The sequence below is a fragment of the Bacillus mycoides genome, assembly GCF_001757995.1.
GTDB classification, from domain to species: domain Bacteria; phylum Bacillota; class Bacilli; order Bacillales; family Bacillaceae_G; genus Bacillus_A; species Bacillus_A mycoides_B.
Genome location: NZ_LXLV01000004.1, coordinates 73496 through 95918 on the forward strand (window position 1 = coordinate 73496; position 22423 = coordinate 95918).

Here is a 22423-nt window from a genome sequence, read left to right on the forward strand (position 1 = left end):
TAACTTCCAGTAAAAGCGCGATTGGTGAGGGGGAATAATTAGTAGGGAATGGAACTCTCGCTGATTAAAGTTTCACTTTGTTTTGTAACAAAATAGAGATGAATAATATTATATTTCGCTTTACGACCGTAATGTTACACTAGTGTTACAAACGTGATTGTAGTAGAAAACGCATTAAACCAAGGTTTTTGAGTGTTTATTTTAAAAAACGTAAAAAAAGTGTAATAAAATTTCCGTAATTATATTGCAACGTAATAATAGTTATGTTACATTAGTGTTACAAACGTTACGTAAGTAATTTTAATGTAACGTTAACATGAAAACTATGAACTAATCATTTCTTAGAAATTACATATAGATAACTTATAAAAAAGGAGAATGAATGATATGAACAACGAGCAAGTATTAAACGTAACAAAAGGTGACTTCTTAGGATCAGCAAGCGGAGCGGTAGTATTAACAGCATTAATCGTATTTCTTTCAAGCGTATTAGTATAATAGAAGTTTTGTAATAAAAATAAGAGAAGGGAGAATGAAAATTATGAACAACGAGCAAGTATTAAACGTAACAAAAGGCGACTTCTTAGGATCAGCGAGCGGAGCGGTAGTATTAACAGCATTAATCGTATTTCTTTCAAGCGTATTAGTATAATAGAAGTTTTGTAATAAAAATAAGAGAAGGGAGAATGAAAATTATGAATAACGAGCAAGTATTAAACGTAACAAAAGGCGACTTCTTAGGATCAGCGAGCGGAGCGGTAGTATTAACAGCATTAATCGTATTTCTTTCAAGCGTACTAGTATAATAGAAATTTTGTAACAAAAATAAGAGAAGGGAGAATGAAAATTATGAACAACGAGCAAGTATTAAACGTAACAAAAGGTGACTTCTTAGGATCAGCAAGCGGAGCAGTAGTATTAACGGCATTAATCGTATTTCTATCAAGTGTATTAGTATAATAGAAGTTTTAAATCGTACAAAATGAAAGGAGAATGAGGAATATGAACAGTGAACAAGTGTTACAAGTAACAAAAACAGATTTATTAGGATCATTAGGCGGAGCAGTAATATTAACATCATTTATTCTATTCCTTGCAAATATATTAGTATGAGAAATATAAATACAATCATTCAAAAAAAATAAAGACTCTAACGTATTAGTAAGTAGTTAATATGTTGGGGTCTTTTTTATTTTCCTCTCATATATATCCTCAAGTATTAATATTCCCCATTACTTTAAAGAGAAAAAAGTCGAATTTTATATGTAAGAAAAAAAGAGGAATTTGACAGAAAAGATAGAAAATTTTAAAGGTCAGAATTTGTTAGCTTGCTAACTAATTTCTATTAATTGATGTTGGAAGCGTTTTCGGTTGGGCTTAAGTAAGGACCATTTAATCTATTTACAGGGGGATGAGGATTTTATGAAACAAAAATCTATGGATACGCTAGCTGCACAAATGGAGGACTTTTTTCCAGTACGTGATGTAGATCATTTGGAGTTTTATGTAGGGAATGCAAAGCAATCAAGCTATTACCTTGCGAGAGCATTCGGATTCAAAATTGTGGCTTACTCTGGATTAGAAACTGGGAACCGTGAAAAGGTATCTTATGTTCTTGTGCAAAAAAACATGCGTTTTGTTGTGTCTGGAGCTTTAAGTAGCGATAGCCGTATTGCAGAGTTTGTAAAGACTCATGGTGATGGAGTGAAAGATGTGGCTTTACTTGTTGATGACGTTGATAAAGCTTACTCTGAAGCGGTGAAGCGTGGCGCTGTTGCGATTGCTCCTCCTGAAGAGTTAACAGATGAGGAAGGTACCTTGAAGAAAGCGGTTATTGGTACGTATGGTGATACAATTCATACGCTTGTAGAGCGTATGAATTATAAAGGAACATTCATGCCAGGATTTCAAAAGGTAGAGTTCAATATTCCATTTGAAGAATCCGGTTTAATTGCTGTAGACCATGTCGTTGGTAATGTTGAAAAAATGGAAGAATGGGTTAGTTATTATGAGAATGTCATGGGATTTAAACAAATGATTCACTTTGATGATGATGATATTAGCACAGAGTATTCGGCATTAATGTCAAAAGTTATGACGAATGGAAGCCGTATTAAGTTTCCAATTAATGAACCAGCAGACGGAAAAAGAAAGTCACAAATTCAAGAATATCTAGAGTTCTATAACGGAGCGGGTGTACAGCATCTCGCTTTATTAACAAGTGACATTGTAAAAACAATTGAAGTACTTCGTGCAAATGGTGTTGAGTTTTTAGATACGCCGGATACGTATTACGATGAGTTAACTGCACGAGTGGGGAAAATTGATGAAGAAATTGATAGATTAAAAGAATTGAAGATTCTAGTAGACCGTGACGAAGAAGGCTATTTATTACAAATTTTTACGAAACCAATTGTAGATCGTCCAACTCTATTTATTGAAATCATCCAACGTAAAGGTTCTCGTGGATTTGGCGAAGGGAACTTTAAAGCGTTATTCGAATCAATTGAAAGAGAACAAGAGCGTCGCGGAAATTTATAAAATTTGTATCCACCAGCAAGAGTTCCTTTGTTGGTGGAAATTTCATTTTCATAGGGAGGAATCATGATGAAATTTGTTACATTTCGTCTCCCTTCGAAGGAAATGCGAGCTGGATGGCTTGAAGGGGACAAAGTAATCGATATGAATCTTGCTAGTGATGGGAAATTACCTTCTTCGATGTTCGCCTTTTTAGAGAAAGCGGATGAGTATGTAGAAGTAGTACGTAATATTAAGAATCCGGAAAAGGGTATATATTCCTTAGGGGAAGTACAACTTGCTGCGGCTATTCCTAATCCGAGTAGCATTCGAGATTTTTATGCATTTGAGCAGCATGTAAAAACAGCCCGCGGACGAAGAGGACTAGATGTTGTGTCTGAATGGTATGATATCCCGGTTTTTTATTTTACTAACCACCGTGCTGTTATTGGACCAGATGATTTTGTTACTGGTCCGAAGAAGTCTCAAAAGCTTGATTACGAGTTAGAGATTGCTTGTGTAATTGGAAAAGAAGGAAGAAATATTTCTCGTGAGCAAGCGTGGGAATATATTTTTGGTTATTGTATTATGAACGACTGGAGTGCAAGGGACTTACAAGCAACAGAAATGAAGGTAGGGCTTGGACCAGCAAAAGGAAAAGACTTTGCAACTTCATTAGGAGCGTATCTCGTTACGAAAGAGGAATTAGACATTTATCGTAATGGTAATCGATATGATTTAGAGATGACTGCTCACGTGAATGGGAAATTATTATCAAAGGGAAACTTCCAAGATATTTACTATACGTTTGCTGAAATGATTGAACGTGCTTCACAAGACGTGACCTTATATCCGGGAGATGTGATCGGTTCTGGAACAGTAGGAACAGGATGTATTTTAGAACTTGGTACAGAAGAGTGGCTACAAGATGGAGATGTTGTAGAGCTTTCGATTACTGGTTTAGGTACGTTACGTAATACGGTCAAAAAAGACATGAAAGCAGGTGGTGGGCATGTTTTATCGTCACATGGGGGAGCTACCTCATAAACGACATGTACAATTTCGTAAAAAAGATGGAGCGCTTTATCGTGAACAGGTAATGGGAACGAAAGGTTTTTCTGGTACGCAGTCTATTTTGTACCATCATTATATGCCAACGGAAGTAGGTCATGCGGCATTATCTCATTCTTGTCAGTTGCAGTATGAAGAAGATGTAGCTCTTGCACATCGCCATTTTCGCACGAAAGAAAATAAAAAAACTGGCGATGCAGTAAGCGGAAGAACCTTTATGCTTGGGAATGAGGATTTATTAATTGGAGTAGTGACTCCAACAGAAAAAATGGACTATTTCTACCGTAATGGTGATGGCGATGAAATGTTATTTGTTCATTATGGAACAGGAAAAATTGAAACGATGTTCGGAACGATTCACTATAGAAAAGGTGATTATGTAACGATCCCAATTGGAACGATTTATCGTGTTATTCCAGATGAAGGAGAGACTAAGTTTCTTGTTGTAGAGGCGAATAGCCAAATTACAACACCAAGTCGCTATCGCAATGAGTATGGGCAATTGTTAGAGCATAGTCCGTTTTGTGAAAGAGATATTCGTGGTCCGGAGAAATTGGAGACATATGATGAAAAAGGTGAGTTTGTCGTAATGACAAAGTCGAGGGGTTATATGCATAAGCATGTTTTAGGGCATCACCCATTAGATGTTGTTGGATGGGATGGCTATCTATATCCATGGGTATTTAATGTTGAGGATTTTGAACCAATTACAGGTCGTATTCATCAGCCGCCACCAGTACATCAAACATTCGAAGGTCATAATTTTGTTATTTGCTCTTTCGTACCACGCTTATATGACTATCATCCAGAATCAATTCCGGCACCATATTATCATAGTAATGTGAATAGTGATGAGGTACTTTACTATGTAGAAGGTAACTTTATGAGCCGAAAAGGTGTGGAAGAAGGTTCTATTACGCTTCATCCGAGCGGGATTCCACATGGGCCGCATCCTGGAAAAACAGAAGCGAGTATAGGGAAGAAAGAAACACTTGAATTGGCTGTTATGATAGATACATTCCGTCCGCTTCGTATTGTAAAACAAGCACATGAGACGGAAGATGAAAAGTACATGTATAGCTGGATTGAAGAGGGTTCATATACTGTGAAATAAGTAAAAAGAGGCATGCTCAATAAAGGAGCATGCCTCTTTTGTGGAATCGACATGTATAATAATACCAAAAACAGTTATGAAAAGATATATAGATATGATTGTGTGAATTTTTTTACAGAAAGAATGATAAGGATATAGCGTGTATCTCGATAGTTTTCTGTTTATTTCGACAAAAGTATTGACTAAAAAACATGTCGTGGGTAAAATGAGGGAAGTAAATTAAATTTTCAGAAAACTAAAAGTGTGGAGGAGCACAGTATGAAGCAAATTTTTCAAAAGAAGCCGATTTCAACGTTACTGCAAGAAAGTAAACAAAAGACATTATCGAGAACGTTAGGGGCACTTGATTTAACAATGCTTGGAATCGGAGCAATTGTTGGAACTGGTATTTTTGTTCTTACTGGCGTTGTAGCAGCGAAACATTCTGGACCAGCTATTATATTATCATTTGCTATAGCTGCATTAGCTTGTGCCTTTGCTGCATTTTGTTACGCTGAATTTGCTTCTTCAGTTCCTGTCTCAGGAAGTGTGTACACGTACACGTATGCGACGATGGGAGAAGTATTTGCATTCTTAATTGGATGGGATTTAATGCTCGAGTATTTATTAGCTACATCTGCTGTAGCCAATGGATGGTCAGCGTATTTTCAATCATTATTAAAGGGATTTGGAATTCATATTCCGACCATTCTCTCCTCGGCCCCTGGTACAGGAAAGGGTGGAATAATTGATTTACCTGCAGTTCTAATTATTTTAGTTATGACGGCTCTTTTATCTAGAGGTGTTCGGGAAAGTGCACGTGTAAATAATATAATGGTATTTATTAAACTAGCAGTTGTTCTCATTTTTATCTTCGCTGGATTTAATTATGTAAAACCTGAAAATTGGACACCTTTTATGCCATTTGGGTTAGATGGTGTAATGGCTGGAGCAGCTACAGTTTTCTTTGCATTCATTGGATTCGATGCTGTATCAACAGCCGCAGAAGAAGTGAAGCGCCCGCAACGCGATTTGCCGATTGGAATTATTGCATCGTTACTAGTTTGTACGGTTCTTTACATTGTTGTTTCACTTATTTTGACAGGGATTGTTCCATACGGTCAGTTGAATATATCAGATCCAGTTGCTTTCGCACTTCAATTTATTGGACAAGATAGTTTGGCGGGAGTGATATCAGTAGGAGCAATTACAGGAATTACAACTGTAATGCTAGTTATGATGTATGGGCAGGTTCGTGTTTCATATGCAATGAGCAGAGATGGATTGTTGCCGAAGCGTCTTGCTAAAGTTCATCCGAAATTTAAAACACCATTTTTAAATACATGGACAACAGGTATTATTGCAGCACTTATTTCAGGATTAATAGATTTAAATGTTTTAGCACACCTTGTAAATATGGGGACTTTGTCAGCCTTTGCACTTGTAGCCGTTGCTGTCATTGTGATGAGAAGAACTCATCCTGATTTACCAAGGGCGTTTAAGGCGCCGCTCGTACCATTTTTACCAGCATTAACAGTTATCTTTTGCTTATATTTGATGCTTCAATTATCAGCAACAGCTTGGATCAGTTTTGGTGTTTGGATGGTTATCGGTGTAGTAGTTTATTTCGCCTATAGTAGAAAGCGTAGTGTTTTAAATAGTAGTAAAAAAGAGGAAGATGTAGCGAATTTATAAGGAAAAGATCCGTTCTAATGGGATTAGAACGGATCTTTTATTTTGAAAATTTACACTTTTCTAAAAATGTTATAGAATAATGTGTGGTGAATTAGGGGGGGAAGATATGAGAAATACGTGGCGAGAGTTACGAGAAATGGATCGAAACATATGGATTCGGTTTATTGGCGAAACATTAAATGGAATTGCGATGATGATGTTAATGCCTTTTTTTGCATTATATTTAAAAGATAAGGTGGATTCTTTATTACAAGTTGGGATTATTATGTCGCTTTCTCCAATTGCTGCAAGCTTTGGCTCACTTATAGGCGGAAGAATAGCTGATATATATGGAAGAAAGCCAATTATGATATTTTCAATGGTGAGTAATGCGTTATTAATGCTCGGTTTTTTATTTATCGAAGGATTTATTCCATACGCTATTTTATCTATTTTTTTAGGGTTAAGTAATTCTCTATTTCATCCAGCAGCATCAGCGATGGTGGCAGATGTGACGGCACCAGAAAAAAGAACAGAGGCATATGGTTTATTGCGAATGGGACACAATATTGGTGCTGCAATTGGGCCGATACTGGGAGTGTCAGTAGTTGTTTTATCGAAGAACCTTGTTTTTATTATCGCCTCGTCGACAATGCTATTTTATGCATTACTTGTATTAATTCTTATTCAGGAGACAATGCCAAAAAACGCAGATAAAAAAGAAGAGAATGAAGAGAAGGAATCAGGTGCAGTTTGGAAAATTTTAATGAGAGATAAGGCGTTAATGATTTATTTGTTAGCGGGAATCATTATTTCTATGGGTTTTTCTCAAACAGAAGGCATGTTGCCGCTTCATTTTGATAACGAAATGAAGAATATTTTCGGAACTAACAATCCATACCCATATTTAATGGCGTTAAATGGTTTATTAGTTGTTTTATTTCAATTTCAAATTTCAAAATGGGCGACAGATAAACCTGTCGGAAAGACGATGTTATATGGTGCGTGCTTGTTCGGGATTGGTTTGTTTTTAATAGGGTGGTTACCGAAGTGGTTTGGGGGATTAGATACAAATGCTACAATTATTTTAATAACGTTAATGCTCGTTTATGCAATATATACATTAGGTGAGATGATTATGTCACCGGTACAGATGACGTTTGTAGCAAATTTAGCTCCGGAACATTTAAGAGGGACTTATATGGGAGCGGCAAGTTTACAGTGGATTACAGGAAATGCATTCGGTCCACTTCTTGGTGGTTTTCTATTGGATCGCTTGCTTGGTCACTTCTTATTTACAATTTTAAGTGTAGGGTGTGTAGTTGCAGGCTTTGTATACGTTTCTTTAGATCGGCTTGTTGAGCAGAGGCGAAAGGATACGCTTACAAAACAGTCTTCTTAATAAAATGAAACTTTAATCAATGTTTTTTCATCCTCCACAAATGGTGGGATAATATAGATGACATACACAAAAAGTGGATTTCTACATATTTTAGGTACATAACCAGATCAGATAGCAATCTTACTTTAAAGTTTAATTTTGTTTAGGTGTGTAGAAATTAAAGAGAAAAAGTGTAGAAAACCAATAAGTGGTGTCTTTTAATTATTTGTGGAAGTTACATTTTATTTCAAATAGGAACTACCTATTTTTATAAAAAGTGCTAAAATAGAAAAATGAAAACAATTGGTTAGGGTGATTTCAGTGACAAAAATTAAATTAGGTTTATTATACGGTGGAAAATCAGCTGAGCATCAAGTTTCGTTACAAACGGCTCTTGCTGCTATTAAAGCATTAAATCAAGATAAATTCGAGATTCATCCAATTTATATTACAGAACAAGGCCAATGGATGCGTGGAGAGCGTATTGAAGGCCAAGTAACAAATGTTGAGGCATTACAAATGAGTGGGGAAGAGAATACAATCTCTCCTGTATCATTAAGTACAGAAATTATCCCAACTGCAACTTCTAAACAAGAAGATGCAATTGATGTTATTTTCCCATTATTACATGGACCGAATGGTGAAGATGGAACAGTACAAGGGTTATTAGAATTACTTAACATTCCATATGTAGGTAACGGTGTATTAGCATCATCTGCTGGTATGGATAAAGTTGTTATGAAAAATATCTTTGCAGAAGCTGGATTGAAACAAGCGAAATATGCATCTTTCATTCGTAGCGCATGGGAAAAAGATCGTGAAACAGCGTATGAAAAAGTAGAAGAAGTATTAGGATATCCTTGCTTCGTAAAACCAGCAAACCTTGGTTCAAGTGTTGGTATTAATAAGTGTAATGATCGTGAAGAGCTTGAGAATGCATTCGAAGAGGCATTCCAATTTGACCGTAAAATTATTGTAGAAGAAAATATTGTAGGTCGTGAAGTAGAAGTTGGTGTATTAGGTAATGATGAGCCGAAATGTTCAGTTGTAGGTGAAATTGTACCGAAAAAAGATTTTTATGATTACAAATCGAAATACATCGATGGTGATACAGCGTTAATTATTCCAGCTGAAATGACAGAAGAAGAGTCTAATGTAATTAAGCGAGATGCAATTATTGCATTCCAATCATTAGATGGTTCGGGCTTAACACGAGCTGATTTCTTCTTAACGAAAGATGGAGAAGTATATATTAACGAAGTAAACACAATGCCAGGATTCACGCCATTTAGTATGTTCCCTCTATTGTGGCAACATACAGGGTTACCGTATCCGGAATTAATTGAAGAGCTGATTCGCTTAGCGATTGAGCGTCACGAAGAAAAACAAAAAATTAAATATACAATCTAACAAAAAAGGAGGAAGCACTATTCAAAGGAATAGTGCTTCCTCTATGTAAGGAGTGTTTTCATGATAAACCGAACGTTAAAACAAGTAGATCAGATGATAAATGGCACTGGATTAGCAGAGCAGTATGAGGGAATTACTATACAAGGAGTGTCTATTGATACGAGGGAAATTGAAAAAGGAAATTTATATGTTCCGATTCAAGGTGAACGTTTCGATGGACATGCTTTTGTAGATAAAGCTGTTGAAAACGGGGCGATTGCTACATTATGGATGAAAGATGTAGAAAATCCACCTGAAAACCTTCCAGTTATTTTTGTAGAAGATACACTAGCAGCATTGCAAATGTTAGCGAAAAACTATCGTGATCAATTGGATGTAAAAGTTGTTGGTGTAACGGGTAGTAATGGTAAAACATCTACGAAAGATATTGTAACAAGTATTCTTGCGACTAAATTTAAAGTTCAAAAAACAGAAGGTAATTTCAACAACCATATCGGTTTACCCCTTACTATTTTAAATTTAGAGGAAAATACAGAAGTAGCTGTATTAGAAATGGGCATGTCAAGCCGAGGGGAAATTGAATTTCTATCTAAGTTAGCTCGTCCTAATGCAGCTATTATCACGAACATTGGTGAGGCACATTTAATGGATTTAGGCTCTCGTGAGGCGATTGCTGAAGCAAAGTTAGAAATTGTTACAGGTTTACAAAAGGGTGGCGTGTTCGTATATAATGGAGATGAGCCGCTATTAACGAATCGTGTTCCAGAAATGAATTTAGCAGCTGAAACAGTTACATTTGGTGATGCGAGAGCAAATGATTATTATCCAACTACTGTAACATTACAGGCTACTGGGACACACTTTAAGATGAACAGGGATGAAACTTTGTCATTCTATCTGCCAGTACTAGGAAAGCATAATGTATATAATACGCTTGCTTCAATGGCAATTGCGAAACATTTTGGTGTAACGTGGGAAGAAATGAAAAAAGGTTTAGTAACACTTCAAATGACAGGTATGCGTATGGAAATTGTAAAAACAGATAGTGGTTTAACAATTATCAATGATGCTTATAATGCTAGTCCAACAGCTATGGAAGCTGCGTTCCACCTAATGAATGGTTTAGATGGATTTGCTAAAAAAATTGTTGTACTAGGTGATATGTTAGAACTTGGAAATCAAGAAGTGCAATTTCATTATGAAGTAGGTAAATTAATTGATCCAGCAAAAATCTCATATGTATTCACATATGGTAGATTAGGGGCTCAAATTGCTGAAGGTGCAAAAATTAATTTCCCTAAAGACCGTGTAAAAGCGTATGATAGTAAAGAAGAGTTAATAAAAGAGTTGCAAGCAGTAGTCGGTACGAAAGATGTTGTATTAGTAAAAGCATCTCGCGGCATGAAATTAGAAGAAGTAATTACGATGTTGAAATAATTGGTGTATATAAATAGGGATGATAGCCACGAAAATAGTGGAAACTTATAATAAGCGCTTACAGTAAATGATAAAAAAATAAAAGTAAAGAAAAAAGCTCTGAATATGAAATAAGGTAACAGTTGGGGTTTGCTTTTTACACCTACAAAACTTATAATTGATAAAGTGTAATAACGTTTAGAAGTATTTTCGTGAAGAATATACGCCCGGTTATATACGTAAGTATTCAGGAAAAGGGCTTTTCCGCAAGTTCGGAAAACGCCTTTTTTTAAATGATAAGTATAGGATAGAAAAGGAGAAGTAACATTGACAACATTTCGAGAATTAGGATTAAGTGAGTCTTTACTGCAATCTGTTGAAAGTATGGGCTTTGAAGAGGCTACGCCGATTCAAGCTGAAACAATTCCACATGCATTGCAAGGTAAGGATATTATTGGGCAAGCGCAAACAGGTACAGGGAAAACAGCAGCATTCGGATTACCACTATTAGATAAAGTGGATACAAATAAAGAAGCAGTTCAAGGTATTGTTATCGCGCCAACGCGTGAATTAGCAATTCAAGTTGGAGAAGAGCTATACAAAATTGGTAAACATAAACGTGTTCGTATTCTACCAATTTATGGTGGTCAAGATATTAACCGCCAAATTCGTGCTCTAAAAAAACACCCACACATTATTGTTGGTACGCCGGGTCGTATTTTAGATCATATTAACCGTAAAACACTTCGCTTACAAAACGTAGAGACTGTTGTTCTTGACGAAGCGGATGAAATGTTAAACATGGGCTTCATTGAAGATATTGAAGCGATTTTAACAGATGTGCCAGAAACACATCAAACATTATTATTCTCAGCGACAATGCCAGATCCAATCCGTCGTATTGCTGAGCGTTTCATGACTGAGCCTCAACACATTAAAGTAAAAGCAAAAGAAGTAACAATGCCAAACATTCAGCAGTTCTATTTAGAAGTGCAAGAAAAGAAAAAGTTTGACGTGTTAACACGCTTACTAGATATTCAATCTCCAGAGCTTGCAATCATATTCGGTCGTACAAAGCGTCGTGTTGATGAATTATCAGAAGCATTAAACTTACGTGGTTATGCAGCAGAAGGTATTCACGGTGACTTAACACAAGCGAAGCGTATGTCTGTATTACGTAAATTTAAAGAAGGTGCTATTGAAGTTCTTGTTGCAACAGACGTTGCTGCACGTGGTCTTGATATTTCAGGCGTAACACACGTATACAACTTCGATATTCCACAAGATCCAGAATCATACGTTCACCGTATCGGTCGTACTGGCCGTGCTGGTAAAAAAGGTATTGCAATGTTATTTGTAACACCACGTGAATCAGGACAATTAAAAAATATCGAGCGCACAACAAAACGTAAAGTTGATCGTATGGAAGCACCGACACTTGACGAGGCATTAGAAGGTCAACAACGTTTAATCGCAGAAAAGCTTCAAAGTGCAATCCAAAATGAAAACTTATCATACTACAAGCGTATTGCAGAAGAAATGTTAGAAGAGAATGACTCTGTAACAGTAGTAGCTGCTGCTTTAAAAATGATGACAAAAGAGCCAGATACAACTCCAATCGCTTTAACATCAGAACCACCAGTTGTTTCAAGAGGTGGCGGTTCTAAAAAACGCGGTGGTAACGGAGGCGGATACCGTGATGGTAACCGTAATCGTAGTCGTGATGGACGCGGCGGTGGCGATGGTCGTAACCGTGATCGCAATCGTGATGGTGGTAGCCGTGATGGACGCGGCGGTGGCGATGGTCGTAACCGTGATCGTAATCGTGATGGTGGTAGCCGTGATGGTAACCGTGGTCGTAGAGGTGAAGGTCAAGGTCGCCCTGGATCTTCTTCAAATGGACGCGGCGAAAGAAAACATCATAGCCGTCCACAAGCTTAATAAAAAAGAGAATGCCCTTTGCGGGCATTCTCTTTTTTTATTTCTGTAATTGTGCATACTACATAATAACTCGTATAGAAATGAGGTGCTATATGCTTGTAAGACTTGGGTATGTTGCGATGAGTGTGCATTTGAAGAATGCATCTCCATCTCAAACGATGACATATGCACAGTTTCAGCGGATTGATGATCGAGAGGCTGCGATTCGTAAACTCGAAAGAATTGCTAATTCGAATTTGGAAAATTGCTTACGGTTATTAAAGCATAATAAAGGACATGATGTATCTTTCTTTCGACTTAGTTCCAAGCTTATTCCTTTAGCGAATCATGAGGAGTTGTTAGATTGGAACTATATTCGTCCTCTAAAAGAAAATCTGAAAGAATTAGGTGAATATGCAATTCGTATGAATATGCGAATTGACTTCCATCCAGATCATTTTGTTGTACTAAATTCACCTGAGGAGAGTATTTTCAAACAATCTGTAAAGACATTGCATATGCACAAAAAATTATTAAAGGGTATGGGAATTGAACATAAGCAACGATGTGTATTACATGTGGGAGGAGGTTATAACGATAAGGAGCTCGCATTAGAACGCTTTATAGAAAATTGGTCCACTGTTCCAAGAGGTATTCAAGAGATGATTATATTAGAAAATGATGACACGACCTTTTCTTTAGAAGAAACATTGTATTTAGGTGAGAAATTGGACATTCCAGTCGTGTTTGATTTGCATCATCATATGATGAATAATGACCAGGAAGATTGGCATGAAGATTGGGCACGTGTTGTACATACGTGGGAATCGTCTTTGTTACCAGTTAAAATGCACATCTCTAGTCCTAGAGATGGAAAAGATCCGAGAGCACATGCGGATTTTATTGATGTAGATACCTTCTTATCTTTTTTGAAAAAGATAAAGGGGAGTGTTCCGCAAATTGATTGTATGATTGAGGCGAAGAAAAAGGACGAGTCTTTATTTCAACTAATGAGAGATTTAAGTAAACAAACAGATGTGGAAATTGTCGATGGTGCGAGCTTCTATATTAAATAAGCTCTGCGCCATCGATTTTTTTTGTTAAAAAAGGGGTGCACATGCCGCCGATGATCAATCCTGTTAAATGGCTTATAGGATTGGCAGAGGGATTAAAGAAAGTAAATAGCAGTAATATGAGTATCGTTATTGAAAAAATAGCGATGTCTCTTGGTTTTGAAGAACGATACCGACTATACAATAAAAATAATTGGGCGCCTAGTAATCCGAAAATACCACCAGATGCTCCGGCGTGAATATATTCAAGAGGCATAATAATATAAGAAGAAATATTCCCGAGAATGCCAGAAAGGAAAAAAATAATGATGAAAGAAAAGTGTCCTAGTTGTTTTTCAATAGAAGAACCAAATACAAATAAACAAATACTATTAGAAAGAAAATGTTGTAAGTCTACGTGTACAAGTAAGGAAGTTATGACACGCCACCATTCTCCTTTAGCGATATATTCATTGTAGGCTGCCAGGTGAAAGAGGGAAAAGTCGCTCAATATAATCATGACCAATTGTATAAGAAGTAAAGAGATGATAATCGGTTGTAGGGAAATGCGAGTGGATGGTATTAGCATGTTGTTAGTATCACTCCTTTTGCATCAGCAAGATTCTCTGTTATTCTTACAATATGAATGAAGAAAGCTAAATAGAAGAAGGGGATTTTGAAATGATTGTAGGGATTGGAATCGATATTATTGAGTTAAATCGAATTGAAAAAATGCTAGATGGAAAGCTTAAATTTATGGAACGTATTTTAACTGAAAGAGAACGTGGTGTTGCCGAGGGTCTGAAAGGAAGTCGTCTTACAGAATTTGTAGCTGGAAGATTTGCAGCAAAAGAGGCGTATTCTAAAGCTGTAGGGACCGGTATCGGGAAAGAAGTGAGTTTTTTAGATATTGAAGTAAGGAATGATGATAGAGGTAAGCCGATTATCATTACAAATACAGAGCATATTGTTCATTTATCAATTAGTCATAGTAAAGAATTTGCCGTTGCTCAAGTTGTTTTAGAAAGCTCGTCACGCTAGTCTGCATATTTTATATCTTTGTCTCATATATTTGAGGTAGCGATAAGGAAGGCATATCTTCCATTCATTTATAGGGGCAAAGGGGCTGAAGTGATGAAAAGGCGTCTGTTTTTAGTTCTTGTCGGTTTATTGACCGTTTTTGTGCTGGCGGGTTGTATGGAAAAGAAACAGGAAGATATTGTGAAAGATTTAGAAGCGAAAGTTAAAAGTATGAAGAGTTATCAAGCTGAAGCGAAATTATCTATTAAAACAGGAAATGAGCCTCAGGAGTACAATGTAGAAATTTGGCATAAAGAACCTTCGTATTATCGTGTGAATTTGCAGAATGCGAAAAAGGATCAGAGTCAAATTATTTTAAGAAATGATGAAGGTGTATTTGTATTAACACCAGCACTTAATAAGAGTTTCCGTTTTCAAAGTGATTGGCCGCAAAATAGTAGCCAGGCTTATTTATATGAATCGCTTGTAAGAGATATTTTGCAAGATAAGAAAAATCTCTCTTTCGAGAAAACAGATAAGTATTATGTATTTAAAACAAAAACAAATTATCAACATCAAAATATGTTGCCGAAACAAGAAATTAAGCTGAATAAAAGTGATTTAACACCAGTTTCTGTGAAACTGATGGATAATGATCAAAATGTCCTTGTAAAAGTAGATTTCACTAAAGTAAAGTTTGATGCAAAGTTTGATAAAGGTGCATTTGATACGAAACAAAATATGTCTAGAGCACAAGTGGATGTTCAGACGGCAGCGAAAGAAGACAAACCGTTTGCTATTTTGTATCCACGTGATACGCCGCAAGGCATGACTTTGAAAGAGGAAGAAGAGTTGAAGACAGACAGTGGCAAGCGTGCAATACTCACATACACTGGAGGTAAGAAATCCTTTACTTTAATACAAGAAAAGGCAAAGGTTGCAGAGGCCTCATCGGCGGTAAGTGTAAGTGGAGAGCCGGTTGATCTTGGTTTCACGATTGGTGCATTGACGAAAGACTCTGTAACGTGGTCGCATAACGGAGTAGAATATATGCTCGTGTCTAAAGGTTTAGAGCCGAATGAGTTGTTGATGGTTGCTCGTTCGGTTACAGCGAAGCAGGTGAAGTAAACTTCTTAGACGTGGTGATATATGTGCACCGCGTCTTTTCTTAGTTTGAAGGTGGATTTCATAAAAGAAGCATATAAAAGAATAAGCTTCGCATATCGTGTATAAGGAAGTGTATTTATGGAAGAAGCACCGTTTTACCGTGACACTTGGGTGGAAGTGGATTTAGATGCGATCTATAACAATGTTACACATATTAAAGAGTTCATTCCAAGTGATGTAGAGATTTTTGCTGTAGTTAAAGCGAATGCATATGGGCACGATTATGTACCGGTGGCTAAAACTGCATTAGAAGCAGGAGCAACAAGATTAGCGGTTGCTTTTTTAGATGAAGCTTTAGTGCTTCGGAGGGCTGGTATTACTGCACCGATTTTAGTATTAGGTCCTTCACCGCCCCGTGATGTAAACGTAGCTGCTGAAAATGATGTAGCATTAACTGTTTTTCAAAAAGAATGGGTGGAAGAAGCGATAAAGCTCTGGGATGGTTCATCAATAATGAAATTCCATATTAATTTTGATAGTGGTATGGGGAGAATCGGAATACGTGAACGCAAAGAATTAAAAGGGTTCTTAAAGAGTTTAGAAGGTGCACCATTTTTAGAGTTAGAAGGAGTATATACGCATTTTGCAACAGCGGATGAGGTTGAGACTTCTTACTTTGATAAGCAATATAATACATTCTTGCAGCAGTTAAGTTGGTTGAAAGAATTTGGAGTGAATCCTAAATTTGTCCATACAGCCAATAGCGCTGCAACGTTAAGGTTTCAAGGGATTACATTTAATGCGGTGCGAGTTGGTATTGCGATGTATGGATTATCCCCATCTGTAGAAATACGCCCTTTTTTACCATTTAAATTGGAACCGGCTTTGTCACTTCATACGAAAGTTGCCCATATTAAGCAAGTGATTAAAGGGGATGGGATTAGTTATAATGTAACATACCGAACGAGAACTGAAGAATGGATTGCGACAGTTGCAATTGGATATGCAGATGGCTGGCTTAGAAGATTGCAAGGGTTTAAAGTACTTGTAAATGGTGAAAGAGTACCGATTGTAGGGCGAGTAACAATGGATCAATTCATGATACATCTTCCTTGTGAAGTGCCACTTGGTACGAAAGTTACACTCATTGGAAGACAAGGTGATGAGTATATTAGTGCTACTGAGGTCGCTGAATATTCCGGGACTATTAATTATGAAATTATCGCAACGATAAGCTTCCGTGTGCCGAGAATATTTATACGAAACGGTAAAGTTGTAGAAGTAATCAATTATTTGAACGATATATAGAAGAATGTATTATCGCTCAGCATCTCGTTATTTAGGGGATTTTCGCTAATGGAAAATAGGCTCTTTTTTGCTAGGGAGCTTCTTTTTATAATTGTTATTAATATAAGTTACAATGAAATGTTGCGGAAAGGATTGCTTTATTTCTTGTTTGAAAGAGATAAAAAGTAAAAGAAGATGAATGTTTTGTTTGTGAATTGGAAAACATAAGCAAGGGATAAGGAAGTCTTTGCAACAGGCTCCATACAATGGTATTATTACAATAGGTGTCATATATATATTTGGGTGTGTAGTTGACGGTGGAGGTGTATTTTTGTGTCCGAATCAAGTGTAACTACTGAAATCGTGGTTCGGTTGCCAAAGCAAATGGTAACGGAATTGGACGGAATTGGAAAACAAGAGAATAAGAATCGCCATGAACTAATTTGCCAGGCAACACAACTGTTATTGCGTCAACATAAGACGAAGAAACGCTACCAACATGAATCAATGCGACGTGGGTACATTGAAATGGGAAAAATTAATCTTGGTATTGCATCTGAAGCTTTCTTAGCAGAGTATGAAGCAGCTCATACAGTAGAACGCTTAGTTAGCGGGGGGTAATATTTTGATTGTAAAACGCGGCGACGTGTATTTTGCAGACCTTTCCCCAGTTGTTGGTTCTGAGCAAGGAGGCGTTCGTCCGGTTCTTGTCATTCAAAATGACATCGGAAATCGTTTTAGTCCGACTGTGATTGTAGCGGCTATTACTGCACAGATTCAAAAAGCGAAATTACCCACTCATGTGGAAATTGATGCGAAAAAGTATGGTTTTGAGAGAGATTCTGTTATTTTACTTGAGCAGATTCGAACAATCGATAAGCAACGCTTAACGGACAAAATCACTCATTTGGATGAAGTGATGATGAGTCGTGTAGATGAAGCGTTACAAATTAGTTTAGGACTAATAGATTTTTAAATCGGCAGTTTAAGTTGCTCTCTTTACAGGGCAACTTTTTTTTATTATAGAGGAGGTTACGGTTGGATATGGAAATGGTAGATAATCGACAAGGGTTAATGAAAATGTTAGTGAAAGAATTAGGCTTTACAGAAAAGCGAGTTCGTCATGTTATTCAATTAACAGAAGAAGGTAACACAGTTCCATTTATCGCTCGTTACCGAAAAGAATGGACAGGATCCCTAGATGAGGTGCAAATTCGTGCAATCTTAGAAAGATGGCAATATATGATGCAACTAGAAGATAGGAAAGAAGAGGTTCTTCGTCTTATTGGTGAAAAGGGTAAACTAACCGAAGAGCTGCGTCGTCATATTGTTGCTGCAACAAAACTTCAGGAAGTAGAAGATTTATATCGTCCTTATAAAGAAAAAAGAAGAACGAAAGCTACAATTGCTAAAGAAAAGGGATTAGAACCGTTAGCTGAGTGGCTATTGTTATATAAAAAAGAAAATCCAGCAGAGAAGGCTATGGAATTTGTTAATGCAGAAAAAGAAGTGGCGTCTGCAGAAGATGCGTTGCAAGGTGCACAAGATATTATTGCGGAACTTGTTTCGGATAATGCGGCATATCGTAGTTGGATTCGCAATACTACTTTCCGAAAAGGGATTATGTCTTCATCTGTAAAAGATAAAGAAAAAGATGAAAAGAATATATATGAAATGTATTATGGCTATGAAGAACCGTTGCAAAAAGTAGTGCCGCATCGTGTACTAGCTATGAATCGTGGTGAAAAGGAAGACGTATTAAGAGTTTCTGTTATCACGCCAATTGAAGAAATTCTTCAGTTTTTACATAAAAAAATGATTCTTGATGAAGCTTCTAAAAGTGCGCATTATGTACAATTAGCGATGGAAGATGGATATAAGCGATTAATTCAACCTTCAATAGAAAGAGAAATTCGTAAAGAATTAATGGAAACGGCCGAAGAACAAGCGATTCATATTTTTTCTGAGAATTTACGTAATTTATTATTACAGCCTCCGATGAAAGGGAAAGTTGTGTTAGCGGTAGATCCAGCATATAGAACCGGTTGTAAATTAGCTGTAGTAGATGATACAGGAAAAGTTCTTTACATAGATGTTATTTATCCGCATCCGCCTGTTCGTAAATATGAGGATGCAAAAACGAAAATCATTTCAATTATAGATAAATATGAAGTTGAAATGATAGCGATTGGAAATGGTACAGCTTCGAGGGAAACGGAAGAATTTATAGTAGATGTATTACAAAATGTAGAACGAGATGTATTTTACATTATTGTAAATGAAGCGGGTGCTAGTGTGTACTCAGCATCTGATGTAGCTCGCGAGGAGTTTCCGAATTTACAGGTTGAAGAAAGAAGTGCGGTTTCGATTGGGAGACGTCTGCAAGATCCACTTGCAGAGCTTGTGAAAATTGACCCTAAATCTGTTGGGGTGGGACAATATCAACATGATGTATCTCAAAAGAGATTAAATGAATCATTAACATTTGTAGTAGAGACAGCAGTTAACCGAGTTGGTGTTAATGTAAATACAGCTTCAGTTGCATTGTTGCAATATGTTTCGGGGTTATCAAAAACAGTTGCGAAAAATATTGTAGCTAAGCGTGAGGAAGATGGAAAATTCACGAAGCGTACTGAATTAAAGAAAATCCCGCGTTTAGGTGCAAAAACATATGAACAATGTATCGGGTTTTTACGTATATTAGAAGGAGCGAATCCGTTAGATCGCACAGGGATTCATCCAGAACAATATAAAAATGTTGAACTGCTATTAAAGAGCCTAGGGTTATCAAAGAATGATGTGGGGAAACCAAACTTGCAAAAGAGTTTCGAAGGAGTAGATATTTCTAAATTATCTCAAGAGACGGAGATTGGTGAGCCGACATTAGTTGATATTATGGATGCTTTAATTAGCCCAGAACGAGATATGAGGGATGAGTTGCCAAAGCCACTTCTGAAAAAAGGGATTTTAAAATTAGAAGATTTAAAGCGTGGTATGGAATTAGAGGGAACAATCCGCAATGTTGTTGATTTCGGTGCCTTTGTTGATATTGGTGTGAAGCAAGATGGTTTAGTGCATATTTCTAAACTAAGCAAACAATTTGTAAAGCATCCATTAGATATTGTATCCGTGGGACAAATTGTAAAGGTATGGGTAGATGATATTGATACGAAAAAAGGTCGTGTTGCATTATCAATGTTACCGATTGAATAGTAAGAAAAGAGAGCAGATGAAACTGCTCTTTTTTTTATGAACTGGAAAGTTTAATTGATTATGAGCTTTGATGTATTTTACTATAATAAAACCAGCATTCATTTAGTAACTTGATTTGATACCGGTTTTTCTCAAAATATGCACGTTGCATTTGTTTCTTTAGCCACGTGGGCATAGGAATCCCTCCTTGTTTAATCCTGCTCTCAAAAAAGTAGCTCCTTTTAGTTAAGGTAACTTTGATGAGAGGTTGGTGAGTGGATTTCTATCAATGCTGCATTTTTAGAAATCACGCTTCTTGAATGAGGATGGGTATATGTACTATTTAATGTATGTATAGGGAGGGAGAAAAGTGTAAAAATATTTTTTGTTTAGGAGGAATGAGAATGGATGAGCAAGAAATTCAGAGGTTAGTGGAAGAGGTATCGTTACAATGCTTTGGAATGCCGTTTTTACATAAAGCGATGTTTAATAGTAGGTTACGTACAACGGGTGGGCGCTATCTATTGAAGAATCATAATATAGAATTGAATTATCGATATTACGAAATATATGGTAAAGAAGAGTTAATCGGGATTGTTAAACATGAACTTTGTCATTATCACTTACATATCACAGGAAAAGGGTATAAGCACCGAGATAGAGATTTTCGTGAGTTATTAAAGAAAGTAGGTGCACCACGTTTTTGTAAACGAATGATTAGTGAGGAGGAAACGAAAGTTTCTATATATGAATGTATGGGGTGTTCGTTTCAGTATGTAAGAAGACGTCAAATAAATACACAAAGATATGTATGTGGAAAGTGTAAAGGACAACTAAAACTGGTAGTGAAAACATCTTGACAGTGAAAACGCAATCCAGTATATTATAAACATGTCCCGTTTGCGCAAGACGTTGTGAAAAAACTTCTTGACTTACGATGAGAAATTTTATAAGATACAAATTGTCTTTATTATTCCGCAGTAGCTCAGTGGTAGAGCTATCGGCTGTTAACCGATCGGTCGTAGGTTCGAGTCCTACCTGCGGAGCCATATACAGAGAAGTACCCAAGTGGCTCAAGGGGCTCCCCTGCTAAGGGAGTAGATCGCTAACGCGGTGCGAGGGTTCGAATCCCTTCTTCTCTGCCATACATATTGGCCCGTTGGTCAAGTGGTTAAGACACCGCCCTTTCACGGCGGTAACACGGGTTCGAATCCCGTACGGGTCACCACTTCGGAGGATTAGCTCAGCTGGGAGAGCACCTGCCTTACAAGCAGGGGGTCGGCGGTTCGATCCCGTCATCCTCCACCATATAAATTATATAAATAATATCATCGCGGGGTGGAGCAGTACGGTAGCTCGTCGGGCTCATAACCCGAAGGTCGCAGGTTCAAATCCTGTCCCCGCAACCAAATGGTCCCGTGGTGTAGTGGTTAACATGCCTGCCTGTCACGCAGGAGATCGCCGGTTCGACCCCGGTCGGGACCGCCATTTTAACTTCTGCTATATGGCAGTTGTTTTTTATTGGTCATTATGGTACAATAACATTTGTCTTTGAAAAGAAGATAACTATTTCGATGGGCTATAGCCAAGCGGTAAGGCAACGGACTTTGACTCCGTCATGCGCTGGTTCGAATCCAGCTAGCCCAGCCATTTACGAGCCATTAGCTCAGTTGGTAGAGCATCTGACTTTTAATCAGAGGGTCGAAGGTTCGAATCCTTCATGGCTCACTTTTGTTTTTTCCGCGCGGTCGTGGCGGAACGGCAGACGCGCTAGGTTGAGGGCCTAGTGGGGGAAACCCCGTGGAGGTTCAAGTCCTCTCGGCCGCATCAAAAAATCTTTTTAAAAAAGTACTTGCATTTGAAAATGTAGTATGATAAGATAATTGAGTCGCCAAAATACAACGACGAAAAAACATCATGAATAAGCGCCCGTAGCTCAATTGGATAGAGCGTTTGACTACGGATCAAGAGGTTAGGGGTTCGACTCCTCTCGGGCGCGCCATAACGGGAAGTGGCTCAGCTTGGTAGAGCACCTGGTTTGGGACCAGGGGGTCGCAGGTTCAAATCCTGTCTTCCCGACCACGCGGGTGTAGTTTAGTGGTAAAACAAGAGCCTTCCAAGCTCTGGTCGAGAGTTCGATTCTCTTCACCCGCTTTTAGTTCTTTGAAAACTGAACGAAACAAACAACGTGAACGTCAATTTTTATTTTTAGATGCTAGACAAACTAACTTTATTGGAGAGTTTGATCCTGGCTCAGGATGAACGCTGGCGGCGTGCCTAATA

The 22423-nt window shown here is 37.4% G+C and carries 23 protein-coding genes and 12 tRNA genes; 33 read left to right on the forward strand and 2 right to left on the reverse strand.

Features of this window, described 5'->3' with window-relative positions; translation table 11 throughout:
* Positions 1–378 precede the first annotated feature (378 nt).
* The 14 genes from BWGOE10_RS01150 (at position 379) to uvsE (ending at position 13558) form a co-directional block, all read left to right on the forward strand.
* Complete coding sequence (locus tag BWGOE10_RS01150) at positions 379–498, forward strand: DUF3948 family protein (RefSeq protein WP_002009865.1); 120 nt, start codon at positions 379–381, stop codon at positions 496–498.
* 43 nt (positions 499–541) lie between these two features.
* Positions 542–652 carry a DUF3948 family protein gene (locus BWGOE10_RS01155; protein WP_001058532.1) on the forward strand — a complete coding sequence of 37 codons (111 nt, stop codon included), beginning with the start codon at positions 542–544 and terminating at the stop codon, positions 650–652.
* A gap of 34 nt (positions 653–686) precedes the next feature.
* Complete coding sequence (locus BWGOE10_RS01160) at positions 687–806, forward strand: DUF3948 family protein (protein WP_002074222.1); 120 nt, start codon at positions 687–689, stop codon at positions 804–806.
* Positions 807–849: 43 nt separating this feature from the next.
* The gene (locus BWGOE10_RS01165; protein ID WP_001058532.1) at positions 850–960 is read left to right on the forward strand and encodes a DUF3948 family protein; all 111 of its coding nucleotides are present in this window, start codon (positions 850–852) and stop codon (positions 958–960) included.
* A 42-nt stretch (positions 961–1002) separates the two neighbouring features.
* Positions 1003–1113, forward strand: a complete 111-nt coding sequence (locus tag BWGOE10_RS01170) for a DUF3948 family protein (RefSeq protein ID WP_001083697.1) — start codon at positions 1003–1005, stop codon at positions 1111–1113.
* A 309-nt stretch (positions 1114–1422) separates the two neighbouring features.
* Positions 1423–2541: a 4-hydroxyphenylpyruvate dioxygenase gene (hppD, locus tag BWGOE10_RS01175; RefSeq protein ID WP_070140602.1), complete on the forward strand. Its 1119-nt coding sequence runs from the start codon at positions 1423–1425 to the stop codon at positions 2539–2541.
* A 66-nt stretch (positions 2542–2607) separates the two neighbouring features.
* A complete protein-coding gene (locus BWGOE10_RS01180) occupies positions 2608–3564 on the forward strand; it encodes a fumarylacetoacetate hydrolase family protein (RefSeq protein WP_070140603.1) in 957 nt (318 codons plus the stop codon).
* Positions 3530–4702 carry a homogentisate 1,2-dioxygenase gene (locus tag BWGOE10_RS01185; RefSeq protein ID WP_070140604.1) on the forward strand — a complete coding sequence of 391 codons (1173 nt, stop codon included), beginning with the start codon at positions 3530–3532 and terminating at the stop codon, positions 4700–4702. The genes BWGOE10_RS01180 and BWGOE10_RS01185 overlap by 35 nt, the downstream gene beginning before the upstream one ends.
* A 258-nt stretch (positions 4703–4960) precedes the next feature.
* The gene (locus tag BWGOE10_RS01190) at positions 4961–6376 is read left to right on the forward strand and encodes an amino acid permease (protein ID WP_070140605.1); all 1416 of its coding nucleotides are present in this window, start codon (positions 4961–4963) and stop codon (positions 6374–6376) included.
* 106 nt (positions 6377–6482) lie between these two features.
* Positions 6483–7757: an MDR family MFS transporter gene (locus BWGOE10_RS01195; RefSeq protein WP_070140606.1), complete on the forward strand. Its 1275-nt coding sequence runs from the start codon at positions 6483–6485 to the stop codon at positions 7755–7757.
* Positions 7758–8057: 300 nt separating this feature from the next.
* Positions 8058–9146, forward strand: a complete 1089-nt coding sequence (locus BWGOE10_RS01200; protein WP_070140607.1) for a D-alanine--D-alanine ligase — start codon at positions 8058–8060, stop codon at positions 9144–9146.
* A gap of 60 nt (positions 9147–9206) precedes the next feature.
* The gene (gene murF / locus BWGOE10_RS01205; RefSeq protein ID WP_070140608.1) at positions 9207–10583 is read left to right on the forward strand and encodes a UDP-N-acetylmuramoyl-tripeptide--D-alanyl-D-alanine ligase; all 1377 of its coding nucleotides are present in this window, start codon (positions 9207–9209) and stop codon (positions 10581–10583) included.
* Between the two features lie 306 nt (positions 10584–10889).
* Positions 10890–12503, forward strand: coding sequence for a DEAD/DEAH box helicase (locus BWGOE10_RS01210; protein ID WP_070140609.1), 1614 nt, complete (start codon positions 10890–10892; stop codon positions 12501–12503).
* A 92-nt stretch (positions 12504–12595) separates the two neighbouring features.
* Positions 12596–13558 (forward strand): UV DNA damage repair endonuclease UvsE, encoded by a 963-nt coding sequence (gene uvsE, locus BWGOE10_RS01215; RefSeq protein ID WP_070140610.1) that lies wholly within the window; start codon positions 12596–12598, stop codon positions 13556–13558.
* Here uvsE and BWGOE10_RS29405 read toward each other — a convergent pair.
* Positions 13551–14123 carry a rhomboid family intramembrane serine protease gene (locus BWGOE10_RS29405; protein ID WP_081338053.1) on the reverse strand — a complete coding sequence of 191 codons (573 nt, stop codon included), beginning with the start codon at positions 14121–14123 and terminating at the stop codon, positions 13551–13553. The two genes, uvsE and BWGOE10_RS29405, sit on opposite strands and share 8 nt — an antisense overlap.
* A 92-nt stretch (positions 14124–14215) precedes the next feature.
* Between BWGOE10_RS29405 and acpS the strand changes: the two genes are divergently transcribed.
* From acpS to BWGOE10_RS01250, 6 genes are all read left to right on the forward strand, one after another.
* Positions 14216–14575, forward strand: coding sequence for a holo-ACP synthase (acpS, locus tag BWGOE10_RS01225; protein WP_002009969.1), 360 nt, complete (start codon positions 14216–14218; stop codon positions 14573–14575).
* A 156-nt stretch (positions 14576–14731) separates the two neighbouring features.
* Positions 14732–15682, forward strand: a complete 951-nt coding sequence (locus BWGOE10_RS01230) for a LolA family protein (RefSeq protein ID WP_070140615.1) — start codon at positions 14732–14734, stop codon at positions 15680–15682.
* Positions 15683–15799: 117 nt separating this feature from the next.
* Positions 15800–16969 (forward strand): alanine racemase, encoded by a 1170-nt coding sequence (alr, locus tag BWGOE10_RS01235; protein WP_070140611.1) that lies wholly within the window; start codon positions 15800–15802, stop codon positions 16967–16969.
* Between the two features lie 312 nt (positions 16970–17281).
* Complete coding sequence (locus BWGOE10_RS01240; RefSeq protein WP_000004570.1) at positions 17282–17569, forward strand: antitoxin EndoAI; 288 nt, start codon at positions 17282–17284, stop codon at positions 17567–17569.
* 4 nt (positions 17570–17573) lie between these two features.
* Positions 17574–17924, forward strand: a complete 351-nt coding sequence (gene ndoA, locus BWGOE10_RS01245) for a type II toxin-antitoxin system endoribonuclease NdoA (RefSeq protein ID WP_000635965.1) — start codon at positions 17574–17576, stop codon at positions 17922–17924.
* A 68-nt stretch (positions 17925–17992) separates the two neighbouring features.
* Entirely contained in the window at positions 17993–20161 is a 2169-nt protein-coding gene (locus tag BWGOE10_RS01250) for a Tex family protein (RefSeq protein ID WP_070140616.1), read from the forward strand.
* A 58-nt stretch (positions 20162–20219) separates the two neighbouring features.
* Here BWGOE10_RS01250 and cmpA read toward each other — a convergent pair whose 3' ends face one another.
* Positions 20220–20336 carry a cortex morphogenetic protein CmpA gene (gene cmpA / locus BWGOE10_RS30905; protein WP_001143642.1) on the reverse strand — a complete coding sequence of 39 codons (117 nt, stop codon included), beginning with the start codon at positions 20334–20336 and terminating at the stop codon, positions 20220–20222.
* 208 nt (positions 20337–20544) lie between these two features.
* Between cmpA and BWGOE10_RS01255 the strand changes: the two genes are divergently transcribed.
* The 13 genes from BWGOE10_RS01255 to BWGOE10_RS01315 all read left to right on the forward strand — a co-directional run bounded on the left by BWGOE10_RS01255 (position 20545) and on the right by BWGOE10_RS01315 (position 22294).
* Positions 20545–21000 carry a SprT family protein gene (locus BWGOE10_RS01255; protein ID WP_070140612.1) on the forward strand — a complete coding sequence of 152 codons (456 nt, stop codon included), beginning with the start codon at positions 20545–20547 and terminating at the stop codon, positions 20998–21000.
* A gap of 114 nt (positions 21001–21114) precedes the next feature.
* A tRNA-Asn gene (locus BWGOE10_RS01260) sits at positions 21115–21189 on the forward strand.
* Positions 21190–21194: 5 nt separating this feature from the next.
* Positions 21195–21285, forward strand: a tRNA-Ser gene (locus BWGOE10_RS01265).
* Positions 21286–21293: 8 nt separating this feature from the next.
* Positions 21294–21368, forward strand: a tRNA-Glu gene (locus BWGOE10_RS01270).
* Positions 21369–21372: 4 nt separating this feature from the next.
* Positions 21373–21448: transfer RNA gene (locus BWGOE10_RS01275), tRNA-Val, on the forward strand.
* Between the two features lie 24 nt (positions 21449–21472).
* Positions 21473–21549 (forward strand) — tRNA-Met (locus BWGOE10_RS01280).
* A gap of 3 nt (positions 21550–21552) precedes the next feature.
* Positions 21553–21628 (forward strand) — tRNA-Asp (locus BWGOE10_RS01285).
* Positions 21629–21715: 87 nt separating this feature from the next.
* A tRNA-Gln gene (locus BWGOE10_RS01290) sits at positions 21716–21790 on the forward strand.
* Between the two features lie 5 nt (positions 21791–21795).
* Positions 21796–21868 (forward strand) — tRNA-Lys (locus tag BWGOE10_RS01295).
* Between the two features lie 16 nt (positions 21869–21884).
* Positions 21885–21967 (forward strand) — tRNA-Leu (locus tag BWGOE10_RS01300).
* Between the two features lie 98 nt (positions 21968–22065).
* A tRNA-Arg gene (locus tag BWGOE10_RS01305) sits at positions 22066–22142 on the forward strand.
* A 3-nt stretch (positions 22143–22145) separates the two neighbouring features.
* Positions 22146–22222: transfer RNA gene (locus BWGOE10_RS01310), tRNA-Pro, on the forward strand.
* A gap of 1 nt (position 22223) precedes the next feature.
* A tRNA-Gly gene (locus tag BWGOE10_RS01315) sits at positions 22224–22294 on the forward strand.
* The last annotated feature ends 129 nt before the right edge of the window (positions 22295–22423 follow it).